This is a genomic window from Enterobacter sp. MGH 4 (assembly GCF_000534735.1).
Lineage (GTDB): Bacteria > Pseudomonadota > Gammaproteobacteria > Enterobacterales > Enterobacteriaceae > Enterobacter > Enterobacter intestinihominis.
The window spans coordinates 465,426-491,931 of sequence record NZ_KI973289.1; the positions used below are offsets into that span (position 1 = coordinate 465,426).

The 26,506-nt window shown below is 48.0% G+C and carries 27 protein-coding genes, 1 pseudogene and 1 other annotated feature; of the genes and pseudogenes, 17 read left to right on the top strand and 11 right to left on the bottom strand.

Annotated elements, in window-relative coordinates; genetic code table 11:
* Positions 1–87: 87 nt before the first annotated feature.
* The 11 genes from rfbB (at position 88) to L350_RS19965 (ending at position 10,406) form a co-directional block, all read left to right on the top strand.
* A complete protein-coding gene (gene rfbB, locus L350_RS20015) occupies positions 88–1,173 on the top strand; it encodes a dTDP-glucose 4,6-dehydratase (RefSeq protein ID WP_032623960.1) in 1,086 nt (361 codons plus the stop codon).
* Positions 1,173–2,072: a dTDP-4-dehydrorhamnose reductase gene (rfbD, locus tag L350_RS20010; RefSeq protein ID WP_032623961.1), complete on the top strand. Its 900-nt coding sequence runs from the start codon at positions 1,173–1,175 to the stop codon at positions 2,070–2,072. Before rfbB ends, rfbD begins: the two co-directional genes overlap by 1 nt.
* A gap of 52 nt (positions 2,073–2,124) precedes the next feature.
* Entirely contained in the window at positions 2,125–3,006 is an 882-nt protein-coding gene (gene rfbA / locus L350_RS20005; RefSeq protein WP_032623962.1) for a glucose-1-phosphate thymidylyltransferase RfbA, read from the top strand.
* A gap of 130 nt (positions 3,007–3,136) precedes the next feature.
* Entirely contained in the window at positions 3,137–3,943 is an 807-nt protein-coding gene (locus L350_RS20000; RefSeq protein ID WP_032623963.1) for a glycosyltransferase family 2 protein, read from the top strand.
* Between the two features lie 40 nt (positions 3,944–3,983).
* The gene (gene rfbC / locus L350_RS19995; protein WP_032623964.1) at positions 3,984–4,532 is read left to right on the top strand and encodes a dTDP-4-dehydrorhamnose 3,5-epimerase; all 549 of its coding nucleotides are present in this window, start codon (positions 3,984–3,986) and stop codon (positions 4,530–4,532) included.
* Positions 4,532–4,927, top strand: coding sequence for a sugar 3,4-ketoisomerase (locus L350_RS19990; RefSeq protein ID WP_032623965.1), 396 nt, complete (start codon positions 4,532–4,534; stop codon positions 4,925–4,927). The genes rfbC and L350_RS19990 overlap by 1 nt, the downstream gene beginning before the upstream one ends.
* 16 nt (positions 4,928–4,943) lie before the next feature.
* On the top strand, positions 4,944–6,047 hold the full coding sequence (locus L350_RS19985) for a DegT/DnrJ/EryC1/StrS family aminotransferase (RefSeq protein ID WP_032623966.1): 1,104 nt from the start codon (positions 4,944–4,946) through the stop codon (positions 6,045–6,047).
* Positions 6,044–7,294, top strand: a complete 1,251-nt coding sequence (locus L350_RS19980; protein WP_032623967.1) for an O-antigen translocase — start codon at positions 6,044–6,046, stop codon at positions 7,292–7,294. The genes L350_RS19985 and L350_RS19980 overlap by 4 nt, the downstream gene beginning before the upstream one ends.
* 141 nt (positions 7,295–7,435) lie before the next feature.
* On the top strand, positions 7,436–8,605 hold the full coding sequence (locus tag L350_RS19975; RefSeq protein ID WP_127341374.1) for a hypothetical protein: 1,170 nt from the start codon (positions 7,436–7,438) through the stop codon (positions 8,603–8,605).
* Between the two features lie 24 nt (positions 8,606–8,629).
* Entirely contained in the window at positions 8,630–9,517 is an 888-nt protein-coding gene (locus tag L350_RS19970) for a glycosyltransferase family 2 protein (RefSeq protein ID WP_032623969.1), read from the top strand.
* Positions 9,510–10,406: a glycosyltransferase family 2 protein gene (locus L350_RS19965; protein ID WP_032623970.1), complete on the top strand. Its 897-nt coding sequence runs from the start codon at positions 9,510–9,512 to the stop codon at positions 10,404–10,406. Before L350_RS19970 ends, L350_RS19965 begins: the two co-directional genes overlap by 8 nt.
* 95 nt (positions 10,407–10,501) lie before the next feature.
* On the opposite strand, the gene L350_RS0122090 is transcribed toward L350_RS19965, so the two are convergent.
* Positions 10,502–10,957: an acyltransferase gene (locus L350_RS0122090; protein WP_032623972.1), complete on the bottom strand. Its 456-nt coding sequence runs from the start codon at positions 10,955–10,957 to the stop codon at positions 10,502–10,504.
* Positions 10,958–11,086: 129 nt separating this feature from the next.
* Between L350_RS0122090 and gndA the strand changes: the two genes are divergently transcribed.
* The gene (gene gndA, locus L350_RS19960; protein ID WP_006811221.1) at positions 11,087–12,493 is read left to right on the top strand and encodes an NADP-dependent phosphogluconate dehydrogenase; all 1,407 of its coding nucleotides are present in this window, start codon (positions 11,087–11,089) and stop codon (positions 12,491–12,493) included.
* A 222-nt stretch (positions 12,494–12,715) separates the two neighbouring features.
* Positions 12,716–13,882, top strand: a complete 1,167-nt coding sequence (gene ugd, locus L350_RS19955; RefSeq protein WP_032623973.1) for a UDP-glucose 6-dehydrogenase — start codon at positions 12,716–12,718, stop codon at positions 13,880–13,882.
* 51 nt (positions 13,883–13,933) lie between these two features.
* Here ugd and L350_RS19950 read toward each other — a convergent pair whose 3' ends face one another.
* Positions 13,934–14,938 (bottom strand): NAD-dependent epimerase, encoded by a 1,005-nt coding sequence (locus L350_RS19950; protein ID WP_032623974.1) that lies wholly within the window; start codon positions 14,936–14,938, stop codon positions 13,934–13,936.
* A 192-nt stretch (positions 14,939–15,130) separates the two neighbouring features.
* Here L350_RS19950 and wzzB point away from each other — a divergent pair, with 192 nt between their 5' ends.
* Both wzzB and L350_RS22815 read left to right on the top strand, forming a co-directional pair.
* Positions 15,131–16,111 carry an LPS O-antigen chain length determinant protein WzzB gene (wzzB, locus tag L350_RS19945; RefSeq protein ID WP_032623976.1) on the top strand — a complete coding sequence of 327 codons (981 nt, stop codon included), beginning with the start codon at positions 15,131–15,133 and terminating at the stop codon, positions 16,109–16,111.
* 112 nt (positions 16,112–16,223) lie between these two features.
* Positions 16,224–17,179 (top strand): annotated as a pseudogene (locus L350_RS22815) (IS4 family transposase); the annotation flags it as partial.
* A 111-nt stretch (positions 17,180–17,290) separates the two neighbouring features.
* On the opposite strand, the gene hisIE reads toward L350_RS22815, so the two are convergent.
* From hisIE to hisL, 9 genes are all read right to left on the bottom strand, one after another.
* Positions 17,291–17,902, bottom strand: a complete 612-nt coding sequence (gene hisIE, locus L350_RS19935; RefSeq protein ID WP_032623979.1) for a bifunctional phosphoribosyl-AMP cyclohydrolase/phosphoribosyl-ATP diphosphatase HisIE — start codon at positions 17,900–17,902, stop codon at positions 17,291–17,293.
* Positions 17,896–18,672, bottom strand: coding sequence for an imidazole glycerol phosphate synthase subunit HisF (gene hisF, locus L350_RS19930; RefSeq protein ID WP_003859481.1), 777 nt, complete (start codon positions 18,670–18,672; stop codon positions 17,896–17,898). The genes hisIE and hisF overlap by 7 nt, the downstream gene beginning before the upstream one ends.
* Positions 18,654–19,391 (bottom strand): 1-(5-phosphoribosyl)-5-[(5-phosphoribosylamino)methylideneamino]imidazole-4-carboxamide isomerase, encoded by a 738-nt coding sequence (gene hisA / locus L350_RS19925; RefSeq protein WP_032623980.1) that lies wholly within the window; start codon positions 19,389–19,391, stop codon positions 18,654–18,656. The genes hisF and hisA overlap by 19 nt, the downstream gene beginning before the upstream one ends.
* Entirely contained in the window at positions 19,391–19,981 is a 591-nt protein-coding gene (hisH, locus tag L350_RS19920) for an imidazole glycerol phosphate synthase subunit HisH (protein ID WP_003859485.1), read from the bottom strand. Before hisH ends, hisA begins: the two co-directional genes overlap by 1 nt.
* Complete coding sequence (gene hisB, locus L350_RS19915) at positions 19,981–21,048, bottom strand: bifunctional histidinol-phosphatase/imidazoleglycerol-phosphate dehydratase HisB (protein WP_032623981.1); 1,068 nt, start codon at positions 21,046–21,048, stop codon at positions 19,981–19,983. The genes hisH and hisB overlap by 1 nt, the downstream gene beginning before the upstream one ends.
* Positions 21,045–22,106: a histidinol-phosphate transaminase gene (hisC, locus tag L350_RS19910; RefSeq protein ID WP_032623982.1), complete on the bottom strand. Its 1,062-nt coding sequence runs from the start codon at positions 22,104–22,106 to the stop codon at positions 21,045–21,047. Before hisC ends, hisB begins: the two co-directional genes overlap by 4 nt.
* The gene (hisD, locus tag L350_RS19905) at positions 22,103–23,407 is read right to left on the bottom strand and encodes a histidinol dehydrogenase (RefSeq protein WP_023300525.1); all 1,305 of its coding nucleotides are present in this window, start codon (positions 23,405–23,407) and stop codon (positions 22,103–22,105) included. Before hisD ends, hisC begins: the two co-directional genes overlap by 4 nt.
* Before the next feature lie 5 nt (positions 23,408–23,412).
* Positions 23,413–24,312, bottom strand: coding sequence for an ATP phosphoribosyltransferase (hisG, locus tag L350_RS19900; protein ID WP_032623983.1), 900 nt, complete (start codon positions 24,310–24,312; stop codon positions 23,413–23,415).
* 45 nt (positions 24,313–24,357) lie between these two features.
* Positions 24,358–24,481: a sequence feature (His leader region), on the bottom strand.
* A complete protein-coding gene (hisL, locus tag L350_RS24130) occupies positions 24,457–24,507 on the bottom strand; it encodes a his operon leader peptide (protein ID WP_099516347.1) in 51 nt (16 codons plus the stop codon). Its footprint overlaps the feature before it by 25 nt.
* A 172-nt stretch (positions 24,508–24,679) precedes the next feature.
* Between hisL and L350_RS19895 the strand changes: the two genes are divergently transcribed.
* Together L350_RS19895 and L350_RS19890 are read left to right on the top strand one after the other, a co-directional pair.
* A complete protein-coding gene (locus tag L350_RS19895; protein ID WP_023300524.1) occupies positions 24,680–25,504 on the top strand; it encodes an SDR family oxidoreductase in 825 nt (274 codons plus the stop codon).
* Between the two features lie 41 nt (positions 25,505–25,545).
* Positions 25,546–26,475, top strand: a complete 930-nt coding sequence (locus L350_RS19890; RefSeq protein ID WP_022648603.1) for a LysR substrate-binding domain-containing protein — start codon at positions 25,546–25,548, stop codon at positions 26,473–26,475.
* The last annotated feature ends 31 nt before the right edge of the window (positions 26,476–26,506 follow it).

Below are 26,506 nucleotides of genomic sequence, written 5' to 3' on the forward strand. Positions count from 1 at the left end.
TTTTCTCCGCCCCGGATACTTTTCGATAGTTATCGGGGCGACGGAATATAATTCATTGTTCCTGAAAACATTAAGAGCGAAATAAACGTGAAAATTCTGGTCACTGGTGGAGCAGGCTTTATTGGGTCTGCGGTGGTACGACACATTATTAATGATACGCATGATTCTGTTATTAACGTCGATAAACTGACTTATGCAGGGAATCTTGAATCGCTGGCCGAAGTCTCGAACAGCGAACGCTATCATTTTGAACATGCCGATATCTGTGACAGCAATGCCATGGCGCGTATTTTTGCAGAGCACCAGCCGGATGCGGTGATGCACCTGGCGGCCGAAAGCCACGTTGATCGCTCGATCACCGGCCCGGCAGCCTTTATCGAGACTAACATTGTTGGCACCTATGTACTGCTGGAAGCAAGCCGCCAATACTGGTCAGCGTTAGATGCTGATAAAAAAGCGTCTTTCCGTTTCCACCATATCTCAACAGATGAAGTATATGGCGATCTTCCGCATCCGGATGAAGTGGCCAAGGGAGCTGAACTGCCGCTGTTTACTGAAAAAACGGCCTATGCCCCAAGCAGTCCCTATTCTGCTTCTAAAGCGTCCAGCGATCATTTGGTCCGTGCCTGGCTGCGTACCTATGGTTTCCCTACCATTGTGACTAACTGTTCTAACAATTACGGTCCATATCACTTCCCGGAAAAACTTATCCCGCTGGTCATTCTCAATGCGTTGGAGGGTAAAGCCCTGCCTGTTTACGGTAAAGGAGACCAAATCCGCGACTGGCTGTACGTAGAAGATCACGCCCGTGCCTTATACACCGTAGTAACCCAGGGCAAGATTGGCGAAACCTATAACATCGGTGGTCACAATGAGAAGCAGAACCTTGATGTGGTAAATACCATCTGCTCATTGCTGGATGAAATCGTGCCGAAGGAAGGTTCCTATCGTGACCAGATAACGTATGTGGCTGATCGCCCGGGTCACGATCGCCGTTACGCAATTGATGCAGAGAAAATTGGTCAGGAGTTGGGCTGGAAGCCTCAGGAAACTTTCGAAAGTGGTATTCGTAAAACCGTTGAATGGTACCTGGCGAACACAAAATGGGTAGAGAACGTGAAAAGCGGCAGCTACAAATCCTGGATTGAAGAAAACTACGGGGATCGTGCGTAATGAACATCCTGTTGTTTGGCAAAACAGGGCAGGTGGGCTGGGAGCTACAGCGTGCTCTGGCACCGCTGGGTCATTTGATTGCGGTTGACGTCCATTCGCAGGAGTATTGCGGTGATTTCAGCAACCCTGAAGGCATTGCAGAAACGGTGCGCCGCATTAAGCCTGATGTCATCGTCAACGCGGCCGCGCATACCGCCGTCGATAAGGCCGAGTCAGAACCCGAATTTGCTCAGTTGCTGAATGCCACGAGTGTGGAGGCGTTTGCCAAAGAGGCCCAAAAATTGGGGGCCTGGGTTGTTCACTACTCTACTGATTACGTATTCCCGGGTAATGGCGATACGCCGTGGCTTGAAACGGACGCCACAGCGCCGCTTAATGTGTATGGTGAGACCAAACTTGCTGGTGAAAAAGCGTTAAGTGAAAATTGTTCACGCCATTTGATCTTCCGGACTAGCTGGGTTTATGCCGGTAAAGGGAGTAATTTTGCGCGTACTATGCTGCGACTGGCAAAAGAGCGTTCTGAGCTGTCTGTTATTAACGACCAATTTGGGGCCCCTACGGGTGCTGAGTTATTAGCAGACTGTACGGCTCATGCTATTCGGGTTGCCCTGAATAAACCTGAAGTGGCAGGGACTTATCATCTGGTTGCCAGTGGTACAACAACCTGGTACGACTATGCCTCTCTGGTATTTGATGAAGCGCGCAAAGCAGGAATTGAACTGGCATTAAAGCAGCTTCATGGAGTGCCGACCAGCGCGTACCCTACGCCTGCAAAACGTCCGGCAAACTCCCGCCTCAATACGTTAAAGTTCCAACAGAATTTCAACCTCGTACTGCCTCAGTGGGACGCGGGAGTTAAGCGTATGCTGACTGAGTGGTTCACAGCAACAGCAATTTAATAATGATCGGGATGCCTGGGAATGGGCATCCTATGACTATAGAGATGATGAAATGAAAACGCGTAAAGGTATTATTCTGGCGGGTGGCTCTGGTACTCGTCTGTATCCAGTGACCATGGCTGTTAGTAAACAATTATTGCCTATTTATGATAAGCCGATGATTTACTATCCGCTTTCAACGCTGATGCTGGCAGGTATTCGAGATATTTTAATTATTAGTACTCCGCAGGATACACCGCGTTTTGAACAACTTCTGGGTGATGGAAGCCAGTGGGGGCTGAATCTCCAATACAAAGTCCAGCCAAGCCCGGATGGATTAGCCCAGGCCTTTATCATTGGCGAAGAATTCATTGGCAACGATCATTGTGCCCTGGTGTTGGGGGATAATATTTTCTATGGTCACGACCTTCCTAAATTGATGGATGCCGCGGTTAATAAAGAAAATGGTGCAACGGTCTTTGCCTATCATGTAAACGATCCTGAGCGCTACGGCGTTGTCGAGTTCGATAAAAATGGTACAGCCATCAGCCTCGAAGAAAAACCGCTGGAACCGAAGAGTAATTATGCGGTGACGGGACTCTATTTCTACGATAACAGTGTCGTTGAGATGGCGAAAAATTTAAAACCGTCAGCACGTGGTGAACTGGAAATCACGGATATTAACCGTATTTATATGGAGCAAGGAAAGCTTTCCGTGGCTATGATGGGCCGTGGCTTTGCCTGGCTTGACACAGGGACTCACCAGAGCCTGATTGAAGCGAGTAACTTCATTGCAACCATTGAAGAACGCCAGGGGCTGAAAGTGGCTTGTCCTGAAGAAATTGCCTATCGTAAAGGCTTTATTAATGCTGAGCAAATAGCTCTCTTAGCAAAGCCATTAGCAAAAAATAATTATGGCAAATATCTTCTAAAAATGATTGATAAAAAAATATAAGAACCAATTTTCTCAAATATTTTATAAAGTAGTATTGCTCTGTCACATTTCTCACATGAACATGTGAATGAATTTTTAAATTGGACAGAATTACTATATTTAAGCAGCAGTGAGGAAGTGTGGGGATTATATGCATTTTAGTGTGTTAATGTCGCTCTATGACAAGGAAAAACCTTCCTATTTGGAAGAATGTTTTGACAGCCTGGCAAATCAAACGGTTAAAGCGGATGAAATCGTTCTTGTTTATGATGGCCCTATCAACGAAGCATTATGCACAGTGGTCGATAGATGGTCAATGTCATTACCTATCAAGATCGTCGCATTAAAAAAGAACGTTGGGTTAGGACAAGCGCTGAATGAAGGAATGAAACATTGCACCTATGATTATGTCATGCGGATGGATACGGATGATATATGCCAACCAACTCGTTTTGAATTACAATCTGCATTTATGGAGTTAAACCCTGATATTGATATTTCAGGAAGTTGCATCCGCGAGTTTATAGGTGATAAAAACAATATAGTATCAGAAAGAAAAGTTCCACTTACTGATAAAGAAATTAAAAAATTCGCAAGACATAAAAATCCTTTTAACCATATGACTGTCATTTTCAAAAAATCCAGCGTCCAGTCTGTTGGGGGATACCAGCACCATTATCTTATGGAAGATTATAATTTATGGTTGCGGTTACTAGGGGCAGGATTCAGAGCGGGCAACTTGGACGAACCATTGGTATTGGTCAGAGTCGGAGCTGATATGTTGGTTAGGCGACGCGGACTTAAGTATGTTTCAAGTGAGTATAAACTTGCTCGAATGAAAAGAATGACTGGTTTTCAGAATATATTGTCGTCTCACTACTATTTTATTTTGAGAAGCATTCCACGATTACTGCCATTATGGGCGCTTAAGCGAATATATAATATTACACGAAAATAGAGACTCACTCTGCGAGTTACTGATATTGATAGAGGCTATAATGAAAATTTCTAATACTTCGCTCAGTGGTGTTTTGATTATCGAACCTCGAGTGTTTCATGATGAAAGAGGCTATTTCTTTGAGAGTTTTAACGAAAAAAACTTCAAAGAAAATATAGATCCAAACGTCATTTTTAAACAAGATAATCAGTCAAGATCTTCTAAAGGGGTTTTACGGGGTTTGCACTATCAAGAAGCACCTTTTGCCCAGGGAAAACTGGTTAGATGCGTTACAGGGCAGGTTTTTGATGTAGCGGTTGATATACGCAAAGAATCTCCAACATATGGGCAATGGGTGGGTGTTATTATATCAGAAGAGAATAAAAAGCAGCTTTGGATCCCAGCTGGATTTGCACACGGTTTTTTAACTTTAAGTGAGCATGCAGAATTTCTTTATAAAACTACCGATTATTATTCTCAAGCACATGAACGTTGTATAAAATGGGATGATAAGGACTTGAATATAGAATGGCCAAAAATGGAATACATCATTTCTGAGAAAGATCAGAACGGTTCAACCTTTGCTTCATTAAACGTTCAAGGTAAATAATGAAAATCAATTTTATCCCACTTCAAAAGCATGGTGATGATCGTGGTTCATTGGTCGCCTTAGAAGAAGAGAATAATATCCCTTTTAGTATTAAAAGAGTTTACTACATCTTTGATACTAAAGAAGGTGTTCGTAGAGGTTTTCATGCGCATAAAAAATTAAAACAGGTTGCGATCGCCGTAAAAGGTTCTTGTCGTTTTCTGTTGGATGATGGGACAGAGAGGATAGAGGTTGTTTTGGACAATCCAGCGCAGGGGCTTCTCATTGAGTCATGTATTTGGCGTGAGATGTATGATTTTTCGAGCGATTGCGTTCTGATGGTATTAGCTGACTGTCATTATGACGAAAATGATTATATTCGTGATTATGACGATTTTTTAAAGCAAGCAAGATAAATATTACAGGCTTAATATGATTAATTTTCTGAATTTAAAAGAAGTAAATGCCAGATACAATGAAGAACTTAAAAATGCCTGCGCTAAGGTGATTGATTCTGGCTGGTATATTATGGGTGAGGAATTACAAAAATTTGAGAAGGATTTCTCATACTTCTGCAATGTTAAACATACAATTGGTGTAGCTAATGGTTTAGATGCACTCATTCTCATTTTTAGAGCCCTAAAAGAATTAGGAAAGCTAAAAGATGGTGATGAAGTTATCGTTCAGGCTAATACCTATATAGCATCGGTTCTGGCGATCACTGCGAATAATCTTAAACCTGTACTTGTCGAGCCCGATGCGGATACATTCAATCTCTCACCTCAGAATGTTCGCTCCGTCATCACAGAGAAGACAAAAGCGATATTGCCAGTGCATTTGTATGGACAATTGTCTCCAATGCCTGAAATCATGGAGATTGCAAAAGAATTTGATCTACTCGTCATCGAAGATAGTGCCCAATCTCATGGGGCAAATATTAATGGTAAAAAATCTGGGAACTGGGGTATAGCGTCAGGGTTTAGTTTCTATCCAGGAAAAAATCTGGGTGCTCTGGGCGATGCGGGTGCAATCACTACCAATGATGATGAATTAGCAGATGTACTCCGTGCTTTAAGAAATTATGGTTCTCAGAAAAAATACGAGAACCTTTATCCTGGAGTTAATAGTCGCCTTGACGAGATTCAGGCTGCAATACTATCTGTTAAACTAAAATATCTTCCTCAAGAAACTATTCGCAGACAAGAGATTGCAAAAATTTATATCGAAGGGATCTCTAATAGTTTGATCACAGTGCCGACAGTAACCTTTGACTCTGCACATGTTTGGCATCTATTTGTTGTGAAGTGCGAATACAGAGAACAGTTACAGGCATGGCTGACAAAAAATAATATTCAATCATTAATTCACTATCCAATACCACCTCATAAGCAAAAAGCATATGAGGAACTAAACGGTATGAGTTTGCCTGTGACGGAAAAAATTCATAATACTGTATTATCTATACCTCTTGATCCAACAATGTCAAACCTTGAGGTGGAAAAAGTTATCGATGCTTTAAATGAATTTACTGTATGAAAAAGTTGTTAAAGGTTACGGCAATGACAGGGTCATTAACATTATTAAAAATGTTAATTGGCTTTATAATTGCTAAAGTAGTCGCGATCTACACTGGGCCATCAGGTATGGCCCTTTTAGGCCAAATACAAAGTCTGGTAAATGCATTTAATGGTGTTATTAACGCACCTGTTTCAAATAGCGTGATACGTTATACCGCTGAGCACCATGAAGATGGCTATGAAGCATGTAGCCCATGGTGGCGAGCTGCTTTATTTTGGATGTTAGCATTATATATCATTTTACTGCCAATTGGATTATTTTTAAACCACTATCTATCACAATGGTTATTTGGTGGGGCTGAATATCAATGGGTTATTTATTTGGCAGTTTTCGTTTTGCCCTTTACCGCTATTGGGACCTTAGTCAATTCTGTCATTAATGGACTGCAGAATTATAAACTCTATGTCTTTTTGGGAATAGTTTCTGTTTCTGTTTCTGGTGCGGTTATGACAGCGCTAATCATTAGATGGAATATAGATGGAGCTCTGATAGCCGCAGCTTTGCAATCGGCATTGATAGGCATTTCACTGATTGTTATGAGCATTAAGCAGCCATGGTTTAGATTCAGCCTATGGTTTGGTAATATTGATAAAAAAGCATTGGCTGACACGTGGGGATATATTGTTATGGCAATCATCACTGCTATCGCCATGCCGGTGGCATTGATGCTTATTAGAAACTTGCTGGTAGCTAATGAAGGATGGGCCGCTGCTGGGATGTGGCAATCCGTGTGGAAAATATCAGAAGTGTACTTGGGGGTATGTACCATGGCGCTTAGTGCTTATTATCTCCCAAGATTGTCTAAAATAAGTGATTATTATTCGATTAAACTTGAGATTTGGAATACAGCCAAAATAATAATACCGATTGTAATAATTATGGCCGTTACAATTTATTTGTTACGTGATGTAGTCATAACTGTTTTATTCACTGAGCAATTCAGGAACGCAAGAGATTTATTTGGCATTCAACTTATGGGGGATGTTGTTAAAATAGCAAGCTGGCTTTATGCATTTCCTATGATAGCTCGGAATGCAACAAAATGGTTTGTTGCAAGTGAGGTGTTTTTTTCTGCAACGTTGGTTGTACTGAGTTATTATTTTATCCTGCATTTTGGAATTCAGGGCGCCAATATAGCTTACTTATTGAACTATACTCTCTATTTTATTTTTGTTGTGACAAATTTAAAAAGAATTTCTAGCTGAGTAAATCTACTTATGGACAATGGCCAGTTTTTAGATCTGTTATACTCGAACCTCACGTTATATTTATCTTTGTTGGGTCTGGTTTTCATAATTTATTATGCATGGTTTGGTAACAAAGTTAGGCATGTTGCAGACCCTCTGATGATTGGTTTTGTTGCACAGGTTTTTTCCTGTTCAGTTGTTTTATTGTTAGAGTTTACCTCAGAGATAGATGATTTTTATTTCTATTCTTTTTTATATACTGAGGTTATGTTTTTAATACCATTGTTGTTTATGCGGAAAAATTATGTAAAGATTAATGATGATTCCCATGAACGCTTTATTGCTTACAAACGCTGGAATTATGGGTACTCCAGTTTTTACTATACAACTACTATTTTACTCATCATAACGAGTATATATTATTTTGCTATTGTAGGTATTCCAATCTTAAATCAATTATCGAGGTTGGATACAAATGAATCAGCTGGAATTATTTCATGGTTTACCGATGTCTACTGGGTTTGTTTCCCAGCTATGGTAGCTATTAAGAGATATGTTTATCGTAGGAAGAGTTTTGTCGACTACGTGCTATTATTATTTTGTTTTGTATGTTTGCTGGTTAAAGGGGGGAAATCTGACTTCTTCTTTATGATTGTATCCTTATTTTTAGTTAAGGAAGTATATCAAATACGAGAATTAGCAAAAGTTGTAAAGATACTATCATACATATCTCCTTTAATAATTCTGGGATTGATGGTTGTTATTTTCAGTGTTTGGGGAGCCAACGGCAGTGTGCTTTCGGCGTTTTTTGAGCGTTTTGTTTTATTTGGTGATGTTTTTTACCAGGGTTATAGCAAACCATTTATGGATTCGTTACCAAAGGATATTTATGTCTGGGATTATTTTTTTGGCGGTACAATAAACAAATTGTCTATGATTCTTGGCTATCCGGTCAAAGACAAAGTCATTTTTGGATACGAGATTTCAAAATACTATTATAATATCGACAGTGGAATTGGTCCCAATGCAAGACAGAACATTCTTGGGTTGTATTTATTCGGGCCATATTTTTGTGGTGTTTTTTCGTTTGTTTTAGGGCTAATATATTTGGCAATAAGACGTGGTACATTTTTAGTAAATAACCGAACAAGAGCTTATTCATTAAGAGTTGTATTCTATATTATCTTTTGTACCTATTCTTGTTATTTATTTATCGACCCAACTTTGACATGGGGTTTGTATTTAAAAACAACGTTCGTGTTTATTTTCCCGCTTATTGTGTCGCTACTTAATCAATCTATATATAACAGGCGATTAAAAGGTGTATAAAATTTGGTGATAAATAAGAAAACTATGAATTCTCTATCCGTGATAGTTCCACTGTATAATCAAGCACTATATGTTGAAGAGTGTCTCAATGCATTAAACAAAATAGATATTCTAAATGTTGAAGTGATTATTATTGATGACTATTCACGCGATACATCTGTAGAACGGGTATCGATCTGGATAGAGAAAAACATTGATACAAAACTAAATGTTCGTTTTTATAAAAATGAATCGAATCTTGGAATATGTCGAACTTTAAATAAAGGAGTTAAGTTATCGACTCATAACATTATTTACATTTGTGCCGCTGATGATTTTCCATTGTCAGATGTGATTGACAATAAAGTGCGTTTACTTAATGAGTCTGATTATGATGCAATAATAAGTGATGTCATGATCATTGATGAAAAATCTAAAATAGTCTTAAATAGTGGATTTGAAGATTATTTTCATGCCAGTCCAAAAGCCCTTGAGAGCTCTAAATTCTTGGCTGGAGAAATTATTACTAATTGGTGCATTCCTGGCCCATGTCTGCTAATAAAAAAAGACGTATATAATCAGATTGGCTTTTATAATGAATCACTGATCGCTGAAGACCGAGATTTTTATTTAAGATTATTTAGACATGCTAAAGTTCTCTATGATTCAGAGAGAATAGCTGCGTATAGAGTGCATTCTTCAAATATTTCTAAAAGTACTGCCTTTAGGAAGAATATGAATTTAGAAATACGAAAAATAAATTACAGCTATGCATCTGAATGGCAAGGTATATACAAGCTATATCTTAAAAGCTACGGATTAAGTCTTATTTCAGAATCAAAGCTATCTATTTTTTATTCGATGCTTGGGAGCATCGTTCGTAAGGTTTTACGAGTTATATTTATATTGAAGGTATATTTCTCTCATGGATAATAAAGTCTGCGGAGTGGTAGTTACATATAACCCAAATATTAATGATCTCCAAATTTTAATTAACTCGATGACCTCACAAGTTGATGAGATAATTATTGTCGATAATGGCTCCAGTAGTGATTTCAGCGATCTTCAAATACCCGATAAGTTGCACTTTGAATTCTTAAATGAAAATGCTGGTATCGGAAGAGCACAAAATATAGGTGCTCGATTAGCAATTAAAAATAATTGTAAATTTGTTTGTTTTTTGGACCAAGATAGCCGTTTAGAACCTAAATTCATTTCAAGTCTTAAAGATGCCTATTCGGATCTTACCCAGCAAGGTATGAAAGTTGGAGCACTGGGGCCTATAATTATTGATGAAAGATCAGGGAAAAAATTTCCCTTTTACCGTTACACAACATTTAAACGTATAGTGGTTAGCGCAGACGAAAATGAAAAATATATTGAAACTCAACAATTAATTTCATCGGGAACTTTTTTTTGCGTTGATATATGGTCTTCTGAATCTGAAAACCATGAGGGATTTTTCCTTGAATATGTTGATACCGATTGGTGTTTACGGTTATCCCAAAAGGGATATAAATTATTTGGCGTAACTAAAGCTCATTTAATCCACAAGCTCGGTGATGACCGTAAAAAAATATTAAATGTTTTGGAGGTACCAATACATTCAACATATCGATATTTTTATGTATTCCGTAATGGCGTTTATTGTAGTTTCTACAGGAAGTTCACATTTAGTTGGAGTTCATATAATATATTTAGGCTAATATCTTTCTATTTTATCATGTTAATGCTTAAGAAAGATAAATTAAAATTTACCAAGTATGTGGTTCTAGGAATTTATGACGGTATCAGAAAAAATTTTTCAAGAAAGTTAAAATAATAGAATGAAATTATAAGTTGTTCTAAATATTAATATGCCGCAAGCACTGTTATGAGTAATTGGTTCAGAATTGTAAATTTCTGAACCATTTACTTTTAAAGGTAACGCACGATTTTCCCTGGATTACCAACTACAACTGCATTGTCAGGAACATCTTTCGTTACTACGGTGCCTGCACCTATCATGCTATTAGCACCTATAGTTATTCCTGGTAATATGGTTGAGTTGGCACCAATTGATGCCCCCTTTTTAATCCAGATTTTAGGGAACTCAGTACAATATTTCTTTGATCTTGGGAATTTATCATTTGTAAAAGCAACACAGGGTCCAATAAATACATTATCTTCGATCATTGTGCCATCCCAAATATAAACTCCTGATTTAACAGTTACATTGTCACCAATGATAACATCATTCTCGATTAATGTATGAGCACATATATTGCAGTTTTTACCAATTTGTGCATTTTCGAAAATTACCGCAAACTGCCATATGGTAGTGTTTTGACCGATTTGTGTTGATTTAACATCACTTAGATTATGTATTTTCATTTATTAACCTTAAAGTTGACGCGTAATTATTAAAATAATACTGCTGAATGCTTTCTATTATAATCGATCTAAGATAGAATTTACACATTCTGCTCGCTCAATAATAATGTTATATGACAGGAGTATGTAATGTCCAAGCAACAGATCGGCGTTGTCGGTATGGCAGTGATGGGGCGCAACCTGGCGCTCAACATCGAAAGCCGTGGTTATACCGTCTCCGTTTTCAACCGCTCCCGTGATAAGACCGAAGAAGTTATCGCTGAGAATCCAGGCAAGAAACTGGTTCCATTCTATACGGTTAAAGAGTTCGTTGAGTCTCTGGAAACACCTCGTCGGATCCTGTTAATGGTGAAAGCGGGCGCAGGTACCGATGCAGCCATCGACTCCCTGAAGCCGTATCTGGATAAAGGCGACATCATCATTGATGGTGGTAACACCTTCTTCCACGATACCATCCGTCGTAACCGTGAACTGTCTGCTGAAGGCTTCAACTTTATTGGCACCGGCGTATCTGGCGGTGAAGAGGGTGCTTTGAAAGGTCCATCTATCATGCCTGGCGGCCAGAAAGAAGCGTACGAACTGGTAGCGCCTATTCTGACCAAAATCGCAGCCGTTGCTGAAGACGGTGAGCCATGCGTGACCTATATCGGTCCTGACGGTGCTGGCCACTATGTGAAGATGGTGCACAACGGCATCGAATACGGCGATATGCAGCTGATAGCCGAAGCTTACTCCCTGCTGAAAGGCGGCCTGAACCTCTCTAACGAAGAACTCGCTGAGACCTTTACCGAGTGGAACAAAGGCGAGCTTAACAGCTACCTGATTGACATCACCAAAGATATCTTCACTAAGAAAGATGAAGAGGGTAAATACCTGGTCGATGTGATTCTGGATGAAGCGGCGAACAAAGGTACCGGTAAATGGACCAGCCAGAGCTCTCTTGATCTGGGCGAGCCGCTGTCTCTAATCACCGAATCCGTATTCGCGCGTTATATCTCTTCTCTTAAGGAGCAGCGCGTTGCGGCATCTAAGGTGCTGTCCGGCCCGCAGGCAAAACCAGCCGGCGACAAAGCTGAATTCGTTGAAAAAGTACGTCGTGCACTGTACCTGGGTAAAATCGTTTCTTACGCGCAGGGCTTCTCTCAGCTGCGTGCAGCTTCAGACGAAAACAACTGGGATCTGAATTACGGTGAGATCGCGAAGATTTTCCGTGCTGGCTGTATCATTCGCGCACAGTTCCTGCAAAAAATCACCGATGCCTATGCAGAAAATGCAGGTATCGCAAACCTTCTGCTGGCTCCTTACTTCAAGCAAATTGCAGATGAATATCAGCAGGCGCTGCGTGATGTGGTTGCGTACGCGGTGCAGAATGGTATCCCAGTTCCTACCTTCTCCGCTGCGGTGGCGTACTACGACAGCTATCGTGCTGCCGTTCTGCCAGCGAACCTGATTCAGGCACAGCGTGACTACTTCGGTGCGCATACCTATAAGCGTACTGATAAAGAAGGTGTGTTCCACACCGAATGGCTGGATTGAGTTAATACAGCTGCGGTGAACATAACCCGGAGATATCTCCGGGTTTTTTTACGTTAAAAAATGACGTTTTTTTTCGAAGTTGTCTGAATGTCGGCCCGCTCGCGGGGATTAGTCCTGGTTTGCCTTGACAGTTCTGTCAGGCTGAAGGTACAAAGCCCAACAGTCTATTTCGCGATGGTCTGACGATCATCTCTACAATTAACTCAAAGAAGTCATAAGCGAATGAAAATAACTATCTCCGGAACTGGTTACGTTGGCCTCTCAAACGGTATATTGATTGCCCAGAATCATGAAGTGGTTGCGCTGGATATCGTTCAGGCCAAAGTGGACATGCTGAACCAGAAGCAGTCTCCTATTGTTGACAAAGAGATTCAGGATTATCTTTCGAATAAATCACTTAATTTCCGTGCTACTACCGACAAAGAAGATGCGTATCGTGATGCGGATTACGTCATCATCGCCACGCCAACCGACTACGATCCGAAAACCAACTACTTCAACACCTCTACCGTTGAGGCAGTTATTAAAGACGTTGTAGCGATCAATCCTAACGCCGTAATGGTTATCAAATCGACCATTCCAGTAGGCTTCACCAAATCTATTAAAGAAGAGTTGGGTATTGATAATGTCTTCTTCTCGCCTGAGTTTCTCCGCGAGGGCAGGGCGTTATACGATAACCTGCATCCATCACGCATCGTGATCGGTGAGCGTTCCGAGCGTGCGGAGCGTTTTGCGGCGCTGCTTCAGGAAGGCGCCATCAAGCAAGATATTCCGGTTCTGTTCACCGACTCCACTGAAGCGGAGGCGATTAAGCTTTTCGCTAACACCTATCTGGCAATGCGCGTGGCTTACTTCAACGAGCTGGACAGCTATGCAGAGAGCTTAGGCCTGAACACCCGTCAGATCATTGAAGGCGTGTGCCTCGACCCGCGTATCGGCAACCACTACAATAACCCGTCATTCGGTTACGGCGGCTACTGTCTGCCAAAAGACACTAAGCAGCTGCTGGCAAACTATCAGGCGGTGCCAAATAACCTGATTTCCGCAATTGTGGATGCTAACCGTACGCGTAAAGACTTCATCTCGGATTCAATCCTGGCGCGCCAGCCGAAAGTGGTGGGGGTGTATCGACTGATCATGAAGAGCGGTTCGGATAACTTCCGCGCCTCTTCCATTCAGGGGATCATGAAGCGTATTAAGGCAAAAGGCGTACAGGTCATCATTTATGAACCGGCCATGCAGGAAGACGAGTTCTTCCATTCACGTGTGATCCGCGATCTGGATGCATTTAAGAAAGAAGCGGACGTAATTATCTCCAACCGTATGGCGGAAGAGCTGGCGGACGTAAAAGATAAAGTCTATACCCGTGACCTATTCGGTAGTGACTGATTGCTAACTGTCGCGCATAAAAAACCCGGCATCTTGCCGGGTTTTCTGTTTTTAAACCTTATAGAAACTACGGTACCAGTCGACGAAGTTTTTCACGCCTTCTTTGACTGAGGTTTGTGGTTTAAACCCAATGACGTCATACAGCGCTTTGGTGTCCGCACTGGTCTCCAGCACGTCCCCCGGCTGGATCGGCATCATATTTTTCACCGCTTCCTTGCCCAGTGCCTCTTCAAGCGCGGTGATGTAATCCATCAGTTCGACAGGTGAACTGTTGCCGATGTTATACACGCGATACGGGGCAGAGCTGGTTGCTGGCGAACCGGTTTCGACTGTCCAGTCGGCATCGGCCTGAGGAATGACGTCCTGTAGGCGAATAATCGCCTCCGCAATATCATCGATATAGGTGAAGTCGCGCTTCATCTTTCCGTAGTTGTATACGTCGATGCTGTTGCCTTCAATCATGGCTTTGGTGAATTTAAACAGCGCCATGTCCGGGCGTCCCCATGGGCCATAGACGGTAAAGAAGCGCAGGCCAGTGGTCGGCAGGTTGTACAGATGCGAATAGGTATGCGACATCAGCTCATTGGCTTTTTTGGTTGCCGCATACAGGGAAACCGGATGGTCTACGGAGTCGTCAGTAGAAAACGGCATCTTACGGTTGAGGCCGTATACAGAGCTGGATGAAGCATACAGAAGATGCTGAACCTTGTTGTGGCGACAGCCTTCCAGCACGTTCAGGTGACCTACCAGGTTAGCATCTGCGTAGGCATGCGGGTTTTCCAGCGAGTAACGCACGCCCGCCTGTGCGGCAAGATGGATCACGCGGTCAAAGTTCTCATTGGCGAAGAGCGCAGCCATGCCCTCGCGGTCCGCTAAGTCCAGCTTGTGGAAGGTGAAACTCCCGGATTTGAGCAGTTCGAGGCGAGCGAGCTTGAGGTTAGGGTCATAGTAATCATTCAGATTATCAATCCCAACAACTTCATGCCCTGCATCAAGCAGGCGCTTGCTGACATGAGAACCGATAAAGCCCGCCGCGCCCGTTACCAGAAATTTCATAGCTTCCCTCATTCACAGTGTTCTTGTTGATGTCCCAGGACATCAGAATCCGTCTATGATAGCGCGTTGCTCTTCACATACATAACCCATCTTTCCGATATAACTCATCGGATTCTTATAGAATTTTCTACAACAAGAGATACACTATGGAAACAAGATTATTTTTGCCCTTTTTCATCTGTTAGGGATTGTATGACGCAGAACAACGATAGCCTGGTCAATCGCAGCAATGACCCGGAGCAAATTGATTTACTTGATTTAGTAGTACAACTATGGCGCGGTAAGTGGGTAATTGGAGCGTTTATTGCTGCTTTTATTGTTCTCGCTGTTGCATACATCACTGTTGCTAAAGAAAAATGGACTTCATCCGCCATCATTTCCCAGCCTGATGCGGCGCAAATTGCCACCTATGCAAACGCGTTGAACATCCTTTATGGCGGTGCCGCACCTTCTATGCTGGACATTCAGAATCGCGCCATTGGCCGTTTCAACTCTTCCTTCTCCGCATTAGCGCAGGCGCTTGATAATCAGGAAGATTCGGAGAAACTTACTATCGAACCGACCGTGAAAGGCCAGGCATTACCCTTAACCGTTAGCTATCAGGGTGAATCGGCTGAGGCTGCACAGAAGCAACTGGCGCAGTATATTCAGCAGATCGATGAGCAGACGGCTAAAGAACTGGCGCTTGACCTAAGAGACAACCTCAAGCAGCAGATTACTACATTGAACGATTCCCTCAAAAATGAGGAGAAAGTCGTACAGGAGCAAAAAGATCTGCGTATCAAGCAGATTTCAGAGGCGCTTAAAAACGCAGAAGCCGCAAAAATTAGCACACCGCAGCTTCAGCAAACTCAGGATGTGACCCAGGAAACGATGTTTCTGTTAGGTACTGTTGCCCTCAAATCAATGGTTGATAACGAAGCATCTCGCCCGCTGGTGTTCTCTGGCTCTTACTATCAGACCAAAAAGAATTTACTGGATATTCAGAATCTCAACGTTAATCCTGATACCATTCATGTCTATCGTTACGTTATGAAACCGGACCTTCCTTTCCGCCGTGATAGCCCTAAAAAGGCTGTAACCCTCATCCTCGCGATACTGCTTGGTGGTGTTATTGGTTCTGCTGTCGTCCTTGGCCGCAATGCGCTGAGAAACTACAAACCAAGAGCCTGATTTACAAACAAAAAAGACCGGGTCGCCCCTAATGCCGATCTTTTAAGGATCGGTTGACCGATCCAGTGGCTGGTGTAAAAAGGGTTCATGTCTCTTCATGGACCCTTTTAAAATGGAACTTTCTCAGGCTCCCGGTAATATACATCTCACCGCACCGGAACGTGCCTGTTCCCTTTCCGAACTCATCCACGCAGACCTTATCCGGGAAGCCTTCAGGCTGACCGATACTGTGACGCTCCGTAAACGTAAACTCCCATCGAATCAATTGCATGGCTTGTTGTCGGCATGTCTGTTTTCTGTGACAGGCCGATGACCGATATTGTTAATCTCATGGATATCACTGGCCGTTCGGGCGCGCCATTCACCGCACGAAGCGCCGTTATCCAGCGCCGCAAAAAGCTCGGCGAAGGGGCTGTCCGGGAGCTTTTTGATATCACGCAGCAATACTGGAACCACCAGGTGTCACACCCGCAATGGCACGGACTGTACCTGTTTGCGATGGATGGTGTGGTCTGGAGAACGTCTGATACGCGGGAGAACAGCGAAGCGTTCAGCAAACACGGCAACCAGCACAGCGAAGGCAACTATCCGCAGGTGCGCATGGTCTGTCTAATGGAGCTCAGCAGCCATCTGATTAACGCCAGCGCTTTCGACAGTGAGAGCGTCAGCGAAATGCGTCTGGCGGCACAGTTAACGGACCGGGTACCGGACAACAGTATCCCCCTGTTCGACAAGGGATATTACTCCCCGGGGCTGCTGCATCACTGGCAGCACGCCGAATAGAACCGGCACTGGCTGCTGCCCCTGATAAAGAATACGGAGTATAAGGTCGTGTGCCGTCTGGGGCGGGGTGACGAGCGGGTGAAGCTGAAAACGAGCCCGCAGGCCCGGAAACAATGGCCGGGACTGCCGGAAGAGGTCGCTGCCAGACTTCTGAGCCGGAAAGTGGACGGAAAGGAGAGGAAAGTCCTCACGTCTCTGGAAGACCCCTGTCGTTATACGGCGGGTGCGCTGAGCGAGCTGTACCGTCACCGTACGAACAGGCGAGATGGCTGGTATTACCGGGAAGACGGGAGCGAAGTTACCCGAGAGAGCTCAGGGTGAAGGGCAAGAAATACCCGGATAAAAAAACTGCTGGTCACCTTAAGTGACCAGCATTAGAGTCTCCCCGGTTTTTTTTTATTTATGTCGTTTCCGCAAATTCTCAATCACCGTCGTTAAATCCAGCTCCTGATCCTGAAGCAGCACCAGCAGGTGATACATCAAATCCGACGCTTCGTTCGCCAGTTCCTCCCGATCATGCACGGTGGCCGCCAGCGCCGTTTCAACGCCTTCTTCACCCACTTTCTGCGCAATCCGTTTGGTGCCGCTGGCGTACAGCTTCGCCGTGTATGAGCTCTCGGGATCCGCTGATTTACGCTCTGCCAGCAGCTGTTCCAGCTGATAGAGGAACAGCCACTGGTGGCTCGCCTCTCCGAAGCAGCTGCTGGTGCCTTTGTGGCAGGTCGGCCCAATCGGGTTGACCAGCACCAGCAGGGTGTCGTTGTCGCAGTCTGGCGTAATGCTGACCACGTTCAGGAAGTGACCCGAGGTTTCCCCTTTCGTCCACAGACGCTGCTTGGTGCGCGAGAAAAACGTCACCTTGCCGCTGTCGATCGTTTTTGTCAGTGCCTCCTGGTTCATGTATCCCAGCATCAGCACTTCGCCTGAAACGGCATGCTGTACAACCACCGGCAGTAATCCGTCAGTTTTTTCCCAGTCCAGCTGCGCCTGTTGTTGCTCTGTTAACATACCCTGATCTCCACGCCCTGGTCGGCCAGGTACGTTTTTAACTCACCAATATTGATAATCTGTTTGTGGAACACGGAAGCGGCCAGCGCGCCGTCTACGTTCGCATCGCGGAAGGCTTCAAGGAAGTGTTCCATGGTGCCTGCGCCGCCGGAGGCAATCAGCGGAACCTGGCACACCGCGCGCACTTTTTTCAGCTGCTCGAGGTCGTAACCGTTGCGTACGCCGTCCTGGTTCATCATGTTCAGCACAATTTCACCTGCACCGCGTTTTTGTACTTCCTGCACCCAGTCCAGCGTCTCCCATTGGGTGACGCGCGTGCGGCTTTCATCGCCGGTGTACTGGTTAACGTGATATTTGCCCGTCGCGGTATCAAACCAGGTGTCGATCCCCACGACAATGCACTGCACGCCAAAGCGGTCCGCCAGACGCGTAATCAGCTCCGGATCTGCGAGCGCAGGGGAGTTAATCGAAATTTTGTCCGCACCGAAAGAGAGAATTTTCGCCGCATCGTCAGCAGATTTAATCCCGCCCGCCACGCAGAAGGGAATATCAATCACCTCTGCCACGCGCGCCACCCAGCTTTTGTCCACCACGCGGCCATCGCTGGAGGCGGTGATATCGTAAAATACCAGTTCGTCTGCGCCTTCTTCGGCATAGCGTTTAGCCAGGGGAACGATGTCGCCAATGATCTCGTGGTTGCGGAACTGCACGCCTTTTACAACCTGACCATCACGCACGTCCAGGCAAGGAATTATCCGTTTTGCCAGCATTGAATCGCCTCCTTCACCGTAAATTTGCCTTCCAGCAGCGCGCGGCCCACGATCACGCCGCGTACACCGGTTCCGCGCAGAGCGGCGATATCCGCCAGGTCGCCGATACCGCCAGAGGACTGAAACGCCACCTGCGGATAACGCGCGCAAACCTCTTCATACAGTGAGACGTTAGAGCCTGCGAGCGTACCATCGCGTGAAATATCCGTGCACAGCACATGCTTCAGCCCTACCGGGAGATACATCCCGACCAGCTCTTCCAGCGTTACGCCGGAGTTTTCCTGCCAGCCGCTGACCGCGACCTGCTTGTTACCCTGCGCGTCAATGCGCACATCCAGCGCCAGCACCAGCGCATCCGCACCGAAGCGGCGGAACCAGCCCTTGACACTCTCAGGATCTTTCACTGCGGTCGAACCGACCACCACGCGCGCCACGCCCGCGTCCAGTAAGGCGGCAACATCGGTTTCCGTACGCACGCCGCCGCCCACCTGCACCGGGACGTCCACGCCAGCCACCAGTGTTTTAAGCAGTGGGATCTGGCGCTTCGCCGGATCTTTCGCGCCGGTCAGATCGACCAGGTGCAACACCTCAGCGCCCTCCGCGGCGTAAGCCTGTAACCGCGGCAGCGGGTCGTTGCCGTAGTCGCGCTGCTGCCCGTAATCGCCCTGGTGGAGACGAACAACCGTGCCGTCAATTAAATCTAAAGCGGGAATTATCATCACATCTCCAGGAAATTTTTCAGCAGCTGCGCGCCGGCGGCACCGGAGCGTTCCGGGTGAAACTGCACGCCGTAAAAGTTATCTTTCTGCACGGCGGCGGTGAACGCCTCGCCGTAATTGCACTGGGCGATGGTGTAGGTATTCACGGGCATGGCGTAGCTGTGGACGAAGTAGAAGTACGCGCCGTCTTCGATTCCCTGGAACAGCCTGTTGCCCGCCTTCGGATAAACGCGGTTCCAGCCCATGTGCGGCAGCGGCAGGCCGTGGTCGGTCATTTTCGGCACGTCTTCTTCTATAATGCCCAGCAGATCGACGCCGTTGCTCTCTTCGCTGCGGCGGCCAAGCAGCTGCATGCCGAGGCAAATGCCCAGCACCGGTTGAGTACAGGCTTTGATGAGATCAACCAGCTCGCGCTCGTGGATCTGATCCATCGCCGCCTGGGCGGTGCCTACGCCCGGCAGAAAGAGTTTATCCGCGCGCAGCACCACGTCCGGATCGCGGCTCACCACCGGCTCGTAGCCGTGGCGCATAATCGCCGACTGTACGGAGTTCAGGTTGGCGCATCCGGTGTCCAGAATCACCACGTTCATTACAGCACTCCTTTCGACGAGGGAAGGGCGTCACCTTCCACGCGGATCGCCTGGCGCAGGGTACGGCCAAAAGCTTTGAACAGGCTCTCGACGCGGTGGTGATCGTTTTTGCCTTTAGTTTTCAGGTGCAGCGTCAGGCCCATAGTGTAAGAAAGCGAGCGGAAGAAGTGCTCCACCATCTCGGTGCTGAGATCGCCCACGCGCTGGTAGGTGAAGTCGGCTTTATATTCCAGGTGCGGACGCCCGGAGATATCCATCGCGCAGCGCGCCAGGCACTCGTCCATCGGCAGAACAAAGCCGAAGCGGTTGATGCCGCGCTTGTCGCCAAGCGCCAGCTTCAGGGCTTCGCCCAACGCCAGGCCGGTATCTTCCACGGTGTGGTGATCGTCGATATACAGGTCGCCCTTAACGGCGATCTCCATGCGGAAGCCGCCGTGAGTGGCGATTTGATCCAGCATGTGGTCGAAGAAACCGACGCCGGTGTGGATCTTGCTGCCGCCTTCACGATCGAGCCAGATCTTCACGTCGATCTGCGTCTCTTTGGTGTTGCGTTCTACGTGAGAATAGCGGTCGCGTCTGGTGAGCTGCTCGCTAATCATCGCCCAGTTTAGCGTGTCGCGGTTATAGCGCAGGCCTGCAATGCCCATATTTTCGGCCAGCGTGATGTCCGTGAGGCGATCGCCAATCACATAGCTGTTCGCTTTATCCAGCGCCTCTTCGGCCAGATAATGCTCAACAAGCTTCACTTTTGGCTTGCGGCAGTCGCACTCGTCGGCAGGCATGTGCGGGCAGATCAGCACCTCGTCGAAGGCGATGCCCTGCGAGGTCAGCACCTGCATCATCAGGTTGTGCGGGCCGTCAAAGTCCGCCTGCGGGAAGCTGTCTGTGCCCAGACCGTCCTGGTTGGTGATCATCACCAGCTTATAGCCTGCTTTCTGAAGCTTCAGCAGCACCGGGATCACGTCGGGTTCAAAGGCCAGCTTGTCGAAACGATCGACCTGAAAATCGCTGGGTGGCTCCGAGATGATGGTGCCGTCACGATCGATAAAGAGATACTTCTGACTCATACTTTCTCCGCTTTCAGGGCGTCAATCACGCGCTGGCTCTCCGCGCGGGTGCCGACGGTAATACGCAGGCAGCCGCTCAGGGTAGGTTGTTTATTCTGGTCTCGTAAGATAATGCCCTGATCCCACAACGATTTAAATATCGCGCTTGAGGCGGTGAAGCGCACCAGGATGTAGTTGGTCTCCGAGTCGAACACCTGCTCCACGCACGGAATCGTTTTCAGGGCATCGACTAGATACTGACGCTCCTCCAGGATCTGCGCCACACGCTCGCGCATCGCGCTGATGCCCTGTGGGGCCAGCGCCTGTGCCGCAATATCGGCAACCGGCGTTGAGAGCGGATACGGGGCGATCACTTTCAGCAGCAGGTCGATAACCGCTTTATTTGCCAGCGTAAAACCGCAGCGAAGACCGGCGAGAGCGAAGGCTTTCGACAGGGTACGCAGCACGACGAGATGTGAATACTCTTCAAGCCAGCCTGCCAGTGTCGCCTGCGGGCAGAACTCAATGTAGGCTTCGTCGGCCACAACCAGCGCTTTGTCGCGCGTCATTTCCAGCAGGGAACGGATATCCTGCGGATTGATAATCTGCCCGGTCGGGTTGTTCGGGCTACAGACAAACACCACCTTCACGCCGTCAAGGTTATCGGCGATGCCCTGCAAATCCAGCTGCCAGTTGTCGAGCGCCTGTACGTTGCGGCAGGCCACGCCAAAGGTTTCGGCGCTGACGCTGTACATCCCGTAGGTGGGCTGGCAGTACATCACCGCGTCTTTACCCGGCTCGCAGAAGGCGCGGATCAGCAGCTCAATCCCTTCATCCGCCCCACGGCTGACCAGTACCTGCTCAGGCTTCACGCCTGCATACTGCGCATAGTTCTCGATCACCGCTTTCGGCTGACACTCCGGGTAGCGGTTCAGCGTCTGCTGCGAGAGCTCAAAGGCCACCGCTGTGGGATATTCGTTGGCATTCAGCCAGACGTCGCCGTTCCCGCCCAGACGACGCGCAGACTGATAGGGCGTCAGGCGACGGACATTTTCGCGGGCTAATTCTTCGATATTCATGCTTGCTCCTTCAGGGCGGCAACGCGCAGCGTCACGGCATTTTTGTGGGCAGTCAGGCGCTCGGCGGCGGCCAGGGTTTCAATGGTCGACGCCAGCGAGGCAAATCCCTCGCGGGAGAGTTCCTGCACGGTCATGCGCTTCTGGAAATCCGCCAGCCCCAGGCTGGAGCAGGTTGAGGTATAGCCATACGTGGGCAGCACGTGGTTGGTGCCGGAGGCGTAATCCCCGGCGGATTCCGGTGACCAGTCCCCGAGGAACACCGAGCCTGCGCTGGTTATGCTGTCGACCAGATCGCGCGCGTTACGGGTCTGAATAATCAGGTGCTCAGGACCGTACTGGTTGGAGATGGCGATGCACTGGTCGATATCGCGAGCCACAATCAGTCGGCTGGCCGATAGCGCCTGACGCGCCGTTTCCGCACGCGGCAGGTCGGCCAGCTGACGCTCAACGGCCTCGCCCACGCGTTTTGCCATATCGGCATCTGGCGTCAGTAAAATCACCTGCGAGTCAGGGCCGTGCTCGGCCTGCGAGAGCAGGTCAGAGGCCACGAAATCCGGTGTAGCGCCGCTGTCGGCAATCACCAGCACTTCAGACGGACCGGCAGGCATATCAATCGCCGCGCCGTCCAGACGCTGACTGACCTGGCGCTTCGCTTCGGTAACGTATGCGTTACCCGGGCCAAAGATTTTGTCGACTTTGGGAACAGACTCCGTCCCGAACGCCAGGGCGGAAATCGCCTGCGCGCCGCCCACTTTATAGATCGCCTGCACGCCGCACAGCTTCGCCGCATACAGGATCTCATCGGCGATCGGTGGCGGAGAGCAGAGCACCACCTTTTGACAACCGGCGATACGTGCCGGGGTGGCCAGCATCAGGACGGTCGAAAACAGCGGGGCAGAGCCGCCAGGAATATAGAGGCCAACGGACGCCACCGGGCGCGTCACCTGCTGGCAGCGCACGCCGGGCAGGGTTTCCACATCCACCGCCTGCAATTTCTGCGCGGTGTGGAAGGTATCAATATTTTTCACCGCGACGGCCATAGCCTGTTTGATCTCATCCCCAAGGCGGCTTTCCGCCCCGGCGATCTCCTGCGCGGTGACCTGTAACGCGTCGACCTCAGTTTTATCAAACTTCGCGCTGTACTCACGCAGCGCGTCGTCTCCGCGGGCTTTGACGTTATCGAGGATCTCCGCCACGGTGCGGGTGATGCTCTCCGAGGCGGAAATTGCCGGGCGCATCAGCAGCTCACGCTGTTGCGCGTCGCTACAGGTATTCCAGTCGATGATTGTGTTAAAGCTCATGGTCGTTACTCCATCATCTTCTCAATTGGCAGCACCAGAATAGAACTCGCGCCCAGCGCCTTCAGTTTTTCCATCGTTTCCCAGAACAGGGTTTCGCTGCTCACCATGTGCATCGCCACGCGCTGCTGGTCGCCCGCCAGCGGCAGAATGGTTGGGCGCTCAGCACCTGGCAGCAGGGCAATCACTTCGTCCAGGCGCTCGGTTGGCGCATGCATCATGATGTATTTGGATTCACGCGCCTGAATCACGCCCTGAATACGGGTCAGCAGCTTGTCGATGAGCTGCTGTTTAGCCTCCGCCATCTCGCCGTCGCGCTGGATAAGGCACGCTTTGGAGCGGTAGATCACCTCCACTTCGCGCAGGCCGTTGGCTTCCAGCGTGGCGCCGGTGGAGACGAGGTCACAGATGGCATCGGCCAGGCCCGCACGCGGCGCCACTTCAACAGAGCCGTTCAGCAGACAAGATTTAAACTGCACGCCTTTTTGATCGAGGTAACGCTTCAGCAGGTGAGGGTAAGAGGTGGCGATACGTTTGCCGTTCAGCGCGGCCGGGCCATCCCAGGCTTCATCAACCGGCGTGGCCAGCGACAGGCGGCAGCCGCCGAAGTCCAGACGACGCAGGGTAAAGTAGCGTGGATCTTCGCCCTGCGCGCGGCGGGTTAATAACTCTTCTTCCAGCACGTTTTCGCCGATGATGCCGAGGTCAACGACGCCATCCATGACCAGGCCCGGAATATCGTCATCACGTACGCGCAGAATGTCGATCGGCATATTTTCAGCCAGGGCGATCAGGCGCTGGGTGTGCAGGTTGATTTTAATCCCGCAGCGGGCCAGTAGTTCGCGTGAATCATCGCTTAAACGGCCTGATTTTTGAATAGCTATGCGTAAACGTGAGTTATCTAACATTCTGTGTTCCTCGTTAACCTGTTTTAACCTGTCTGAATGCGGTCCAAAAAAAAGCCCCCGGAAGAAGATCTTCCGGGGGCTTTTTCATGCGTTCATGCACCACTGGAAGATCCAAACGTCTTCCAGCACACATCGCCTGAAAGACTAGTCAGGATGATGGTGATGATGGTGGTTTTTAAAAGGAACGCGTGTCATATAAATTCTCGTTGAATGCTTATGCATTTGATGTCTTTTAACCTAAACCAGTTGTACGCCATAAAGCAAGGGCTTTTTTTGATCATTAATTCATTTCATATTGATGGTATGAATTGTGCGTTCCATAAGGCTGGCGTAGCCTTATAACAGGCGTCGTTAAGCGGAGAATGTCATGAAAAAGGTCGCGATTGTCGGATTAGGGTGGTTAGGAATGCCACTGGCGATGTCATTAGCCGCGAAAGGCTGGCAGGTGACAGGGAGTAAGACCACGCGGGACGGGGTTGAGGCGGCGCGCATGTGCGGCATTGATGGTGTCGAGCTGCGTCTCGAACCCGAGCTTATCTGCGATACCGACGAGCTGGATGAACTGATGAATGTGGACGCGCTGGTCATTACCTTACCAGCGCGGCGCAGCGGGCCGGGCGAGACGTTTTACCTGCAGGCGGTGCAGGAGATTGTCGACAGCGCCCTGGCGCACCATATTCCGCGTATCATTTTCACCAGCTCGACCTCCGTCTATGGCGATATCGACGGTACGGCGAAAGAAAACACCGAGCGCCGTCCGGTAACCGCCAGCGGACGGGTACTGAAAGAGCTGGAAGACTGGCTGCACAATCTGCCTGGCACGCAGGTGGATATTTTACGCCTCGCCGGGCTGGTGGGGCCGGGGCGTCATCCGGGACGCTTCTTTGCCGGTAAATCCGCGCCGGATGGTCAGCACGGCGTTAACCTTGTACACCTTGAAGATGTTATCGGTGCAATAGAGCTGCTTTTACAGGCTCCGAAAGGGGGGCACATCTATAATATATGTGCGCCTTCGCATCCGCCACGCAGCACCTTTTATCCGATGATGGCGCGCCAGCTGGGTCTGGCGCCGCCGGTGTTCAGTGAGGCGCAGGGGGAGCGCAAAGGCAAAATTATTGATGGCAATCGTATTTGCCATGAACTGGGATTTGAATATCAGTATCCCGATCCGCTGGTTATGCCCATGGAATAATTGCGCCGGCGGAGGCCATCGCACACCGCAAGGGGGCGAAGATGAAACCGCTGCTGGATGTTCTTGTTATTCTGGATGCGCTGGAAAAAGAGGGGAGCTTTGCCGCCGCCTCGGCGAAGCTCTATAAAACCCCTTCGGCTCTGAGCTACACCGTGCAAAAGCTCGAGAGCGATCTCAATATTCAAATCCTTGACCGCACTGGCCATCGCGCGCGTTTCACCCGTACTGGGCAGATGCTGCTGGAAAAAGGGCGTGACGTGCTGCATACGGTTCGCGAGCTGGAAAAACAGGCCGTCAAACTTCATCAGGGCTGGGAAAATGAGCTGGTGATTGGGGTTGATGATACTTTCCCTTTTTCGCTGCTTACCCCGCTTATTGAGGCGTTCTATCAGCGCCATAGCGTCACGCGGCTGGTTTTTATCAACGGCGTGCTGGGCGGCTCGTGGGACGCCTTAACGCAGGGCAGGGCGGATATCATCGTTGGAGCGCTGCATGAGCCTCCTCAACTGAGTGAATTTGGTTTCGCCCGGCTGGGCGTTCTGGAGCAGATCTTTGCCGTTGCGCCTCACCACCCGCTGGCGAATGAACCGGAGCCTGTTTCAAGACGCGTCATTAAAAACCATCGCGCCATTGTGGTGGGAGACAGCTCCCGCCCCGAGTGCGGCATTTCATCGCAGCTTCTGGATGAGCAGGAGGCCATCACCGTTTTTGATTTTAAAACCAAGCTGGAACTGCAAATAAGCGGCCTGGGGTGCGGCTACCTTCCCCGTTATTTAGCACAGCGCTTTATTGAAAGCGGCGCGCTGGTGGAAAAACAGGTTTTAGCGCAGAGCAGTAACGAATCGGTATGGGTGGGCTGGAATGAACAGACCGCCGGGCTTGCCAGCGCCTGGTGGCGAGACGAAATTTTAGCAAATAGTGCTATCGCGACAGTTTACACTCAGGCAGATGATGGGAAATCAACCAGTTAGTAAAATTAATTTATGGGCAGGTTTCTCAATG

What these genes read in the sequence shown, in the direction of transcription:
- rfbA (WP_032623962.1), top strand. Translation starts at nt 2,125, where the DNA reads ATGAAAACGCGTAAAGGTATTATTCTGGCGGGTGGCTCTGGTACTCGT.
- L350_RS20000 (WP_032623963.1), top strand. Translation starts at nt 3,137, where the DNA reads ATGCATTTTAGTGTGTTAATGTCGCTCTATGACAAGGAAAAACCTTCC.
- gndA (WP_006811221.1), top strand. Translation starts at nt 11,087, where the DNA reads ATGTCCAAGCAACAGATCGGCGTTGTCGGTATGGCAGTGATGGGGCGC.
- hisB (WP_032623981.1), bottom strand. Translation starts at nt 21,048, where the DNA reads ATGAGTCAGAAGTATCTCTTTATCGATCGTGACGGCACCATCATCTCG.
- L350_RS19990 (WP_032623965.1), top strand. Translation starts at nt 4,532, where the DNA reads ATGAAAATCAATTTTATCCCACTTCAAAAGCATGGTGATGATCGTGGT.
- L350_RS19985 (WP_032623966.1), top strand. Translation starts at nt 4,944, where the DNA reads ATGATTAATTTTCTGAATTTAAAAGAAGTAAATGCCAGATACAATGAA.
- L350_RS19975 (WP_127341374.1), top strand. Translation starts at nt 7,436, where the DNA reads ATGATTGGTTTTGTTGCACAGGTTTTTTCCTGTTCAGTTGTTTTATTG.
- L350_RS19965 (WP_032623970.1), top strand. Translation starts at nt 9,510, where the DNA reads ATGGATAATAAAGTCTGCGGAGTGGTAGTTACATATAACCCAAATATT.
- L350_RS0122090 (WP_032623972.1), bottom strand. Translation starts at nt 10,957, where the DNA reads ATGAAAATACATAATCTAAGTGATGTTAAATCAACACAAATCGGTCAA.
- hisG (WP_032623983.1), bottom strand. Translation starts at nt 24,312, where the DNA reads ATGTTAGATAACTCACGTTTACGCATAGCTATTCAAAAATCAGGCCGT.
- hisC (WP_032623982.1), bottom strand. Translation starts at nt 22,106, where the DNA reads ATGAATATCGAAGAATTAGCCCGCGAAAATGTCCGTCGCCTGACGCCC.
- rfbC (WP_032623964.1), top strand. Translation starts at nt 3,984, where the DNA reads ATGAAAATTTCTAATACTTCGCTCAGTGGTGTTTTGATTATCGAACCT.
- L350_RS19895 (WP_023300524.1), top strand. Translation starts at nt 24,680, where the DNA reads ATGAAAAAGGTCGCGATTGTCGGATTAGGGTGGTTAGGAATGCCACTG.
- L350_RS19950 (WP_032623974.1), bottom strand. Translation starts at nt 14,938, where the DNA reads ATGAAATTTCTGGTAACGGGCGCGGCGGGCTTTATCGGTTCTCATGTC.
- rfbD (WP_032623961.1), top strand. Translation starts at nt 1,173, where the DNA reads ATGAACATCCTGTTGTTTGGCAAAACAGGGCAGGTGGGCTGGGAGCTA.
- L350_RS19970 (WP_032623969.1), top strand. Translation starts at nt 8,630, where the DNA reads ATGAATTCTCTATCCGTGATAGTTCCACTGTATAATCAAGCACTATAT.
- hisA (WP_032623980.1), bottom strand. Translation starts at nt 19,391, where the DNA reads ATGATAATTCCCGCTTTAGATTTAATTGACGGCACGGTTGTTCGTCTC.
- L350_RS19890 (WP_022648603.1), top strand. Translation starts at nt 25,546, where the DNA reads ATGAAACCGCTGCTGGATGTTCTTGTTATTCTGGATGCGCTGGAAAAA.
- ugd (WP_032623973.1), top strand. Translation starts at nt 12,716, where the DNA reads ATGAAAATAACTATCTCCGGAACTGGTTACGTTGGCCTCTCAAACGGT.
- hisH (WP_003859485.1), bottom strand. Translation starts at nt 19,981, where the DNA reads ATGAACGTGGTGATTCTGGACACCGGATGCGCCAACCTGAACTCCGTA.
- hisF (WP_003859481.1), bottom strand. Translation starts at nt 18,672, where the DNA reads ATGCTGGCAAAACGGATAATTCCTTGCCTGGACGTGCGTGATGGTCAG.
- wzzB (WP_032623976.1), top strand. Translation starts at nt 15,131, where the DNA reads ATGACGCAGAACAACGATAGCCTGGTCAATCGCAGCAATGACCCGGAG.
- hisIE (WP_032623979.1), bottom strand. Translation starts at nt 17,902, where the DNA reads ATGTTAACAGAGCAACAACAGGCGCAGCTGGACTGGGAAAAAACTGAC.
- hisD (WP_023300525.1), bottom strand. Translation starts at nt 23,407, where the DNA reads ATGAGCTTTAACACAATCATCGACTGGAATACCTGTAGCGACGCGCAA.
- L350_RS19980 (WP_032623967.1), top strand. Translation starts at nt 6,044, where the DNA reads ATGAAAAAGTTGTTAAAGGTTACGGCAATGACAGGGTCATTAACATTA.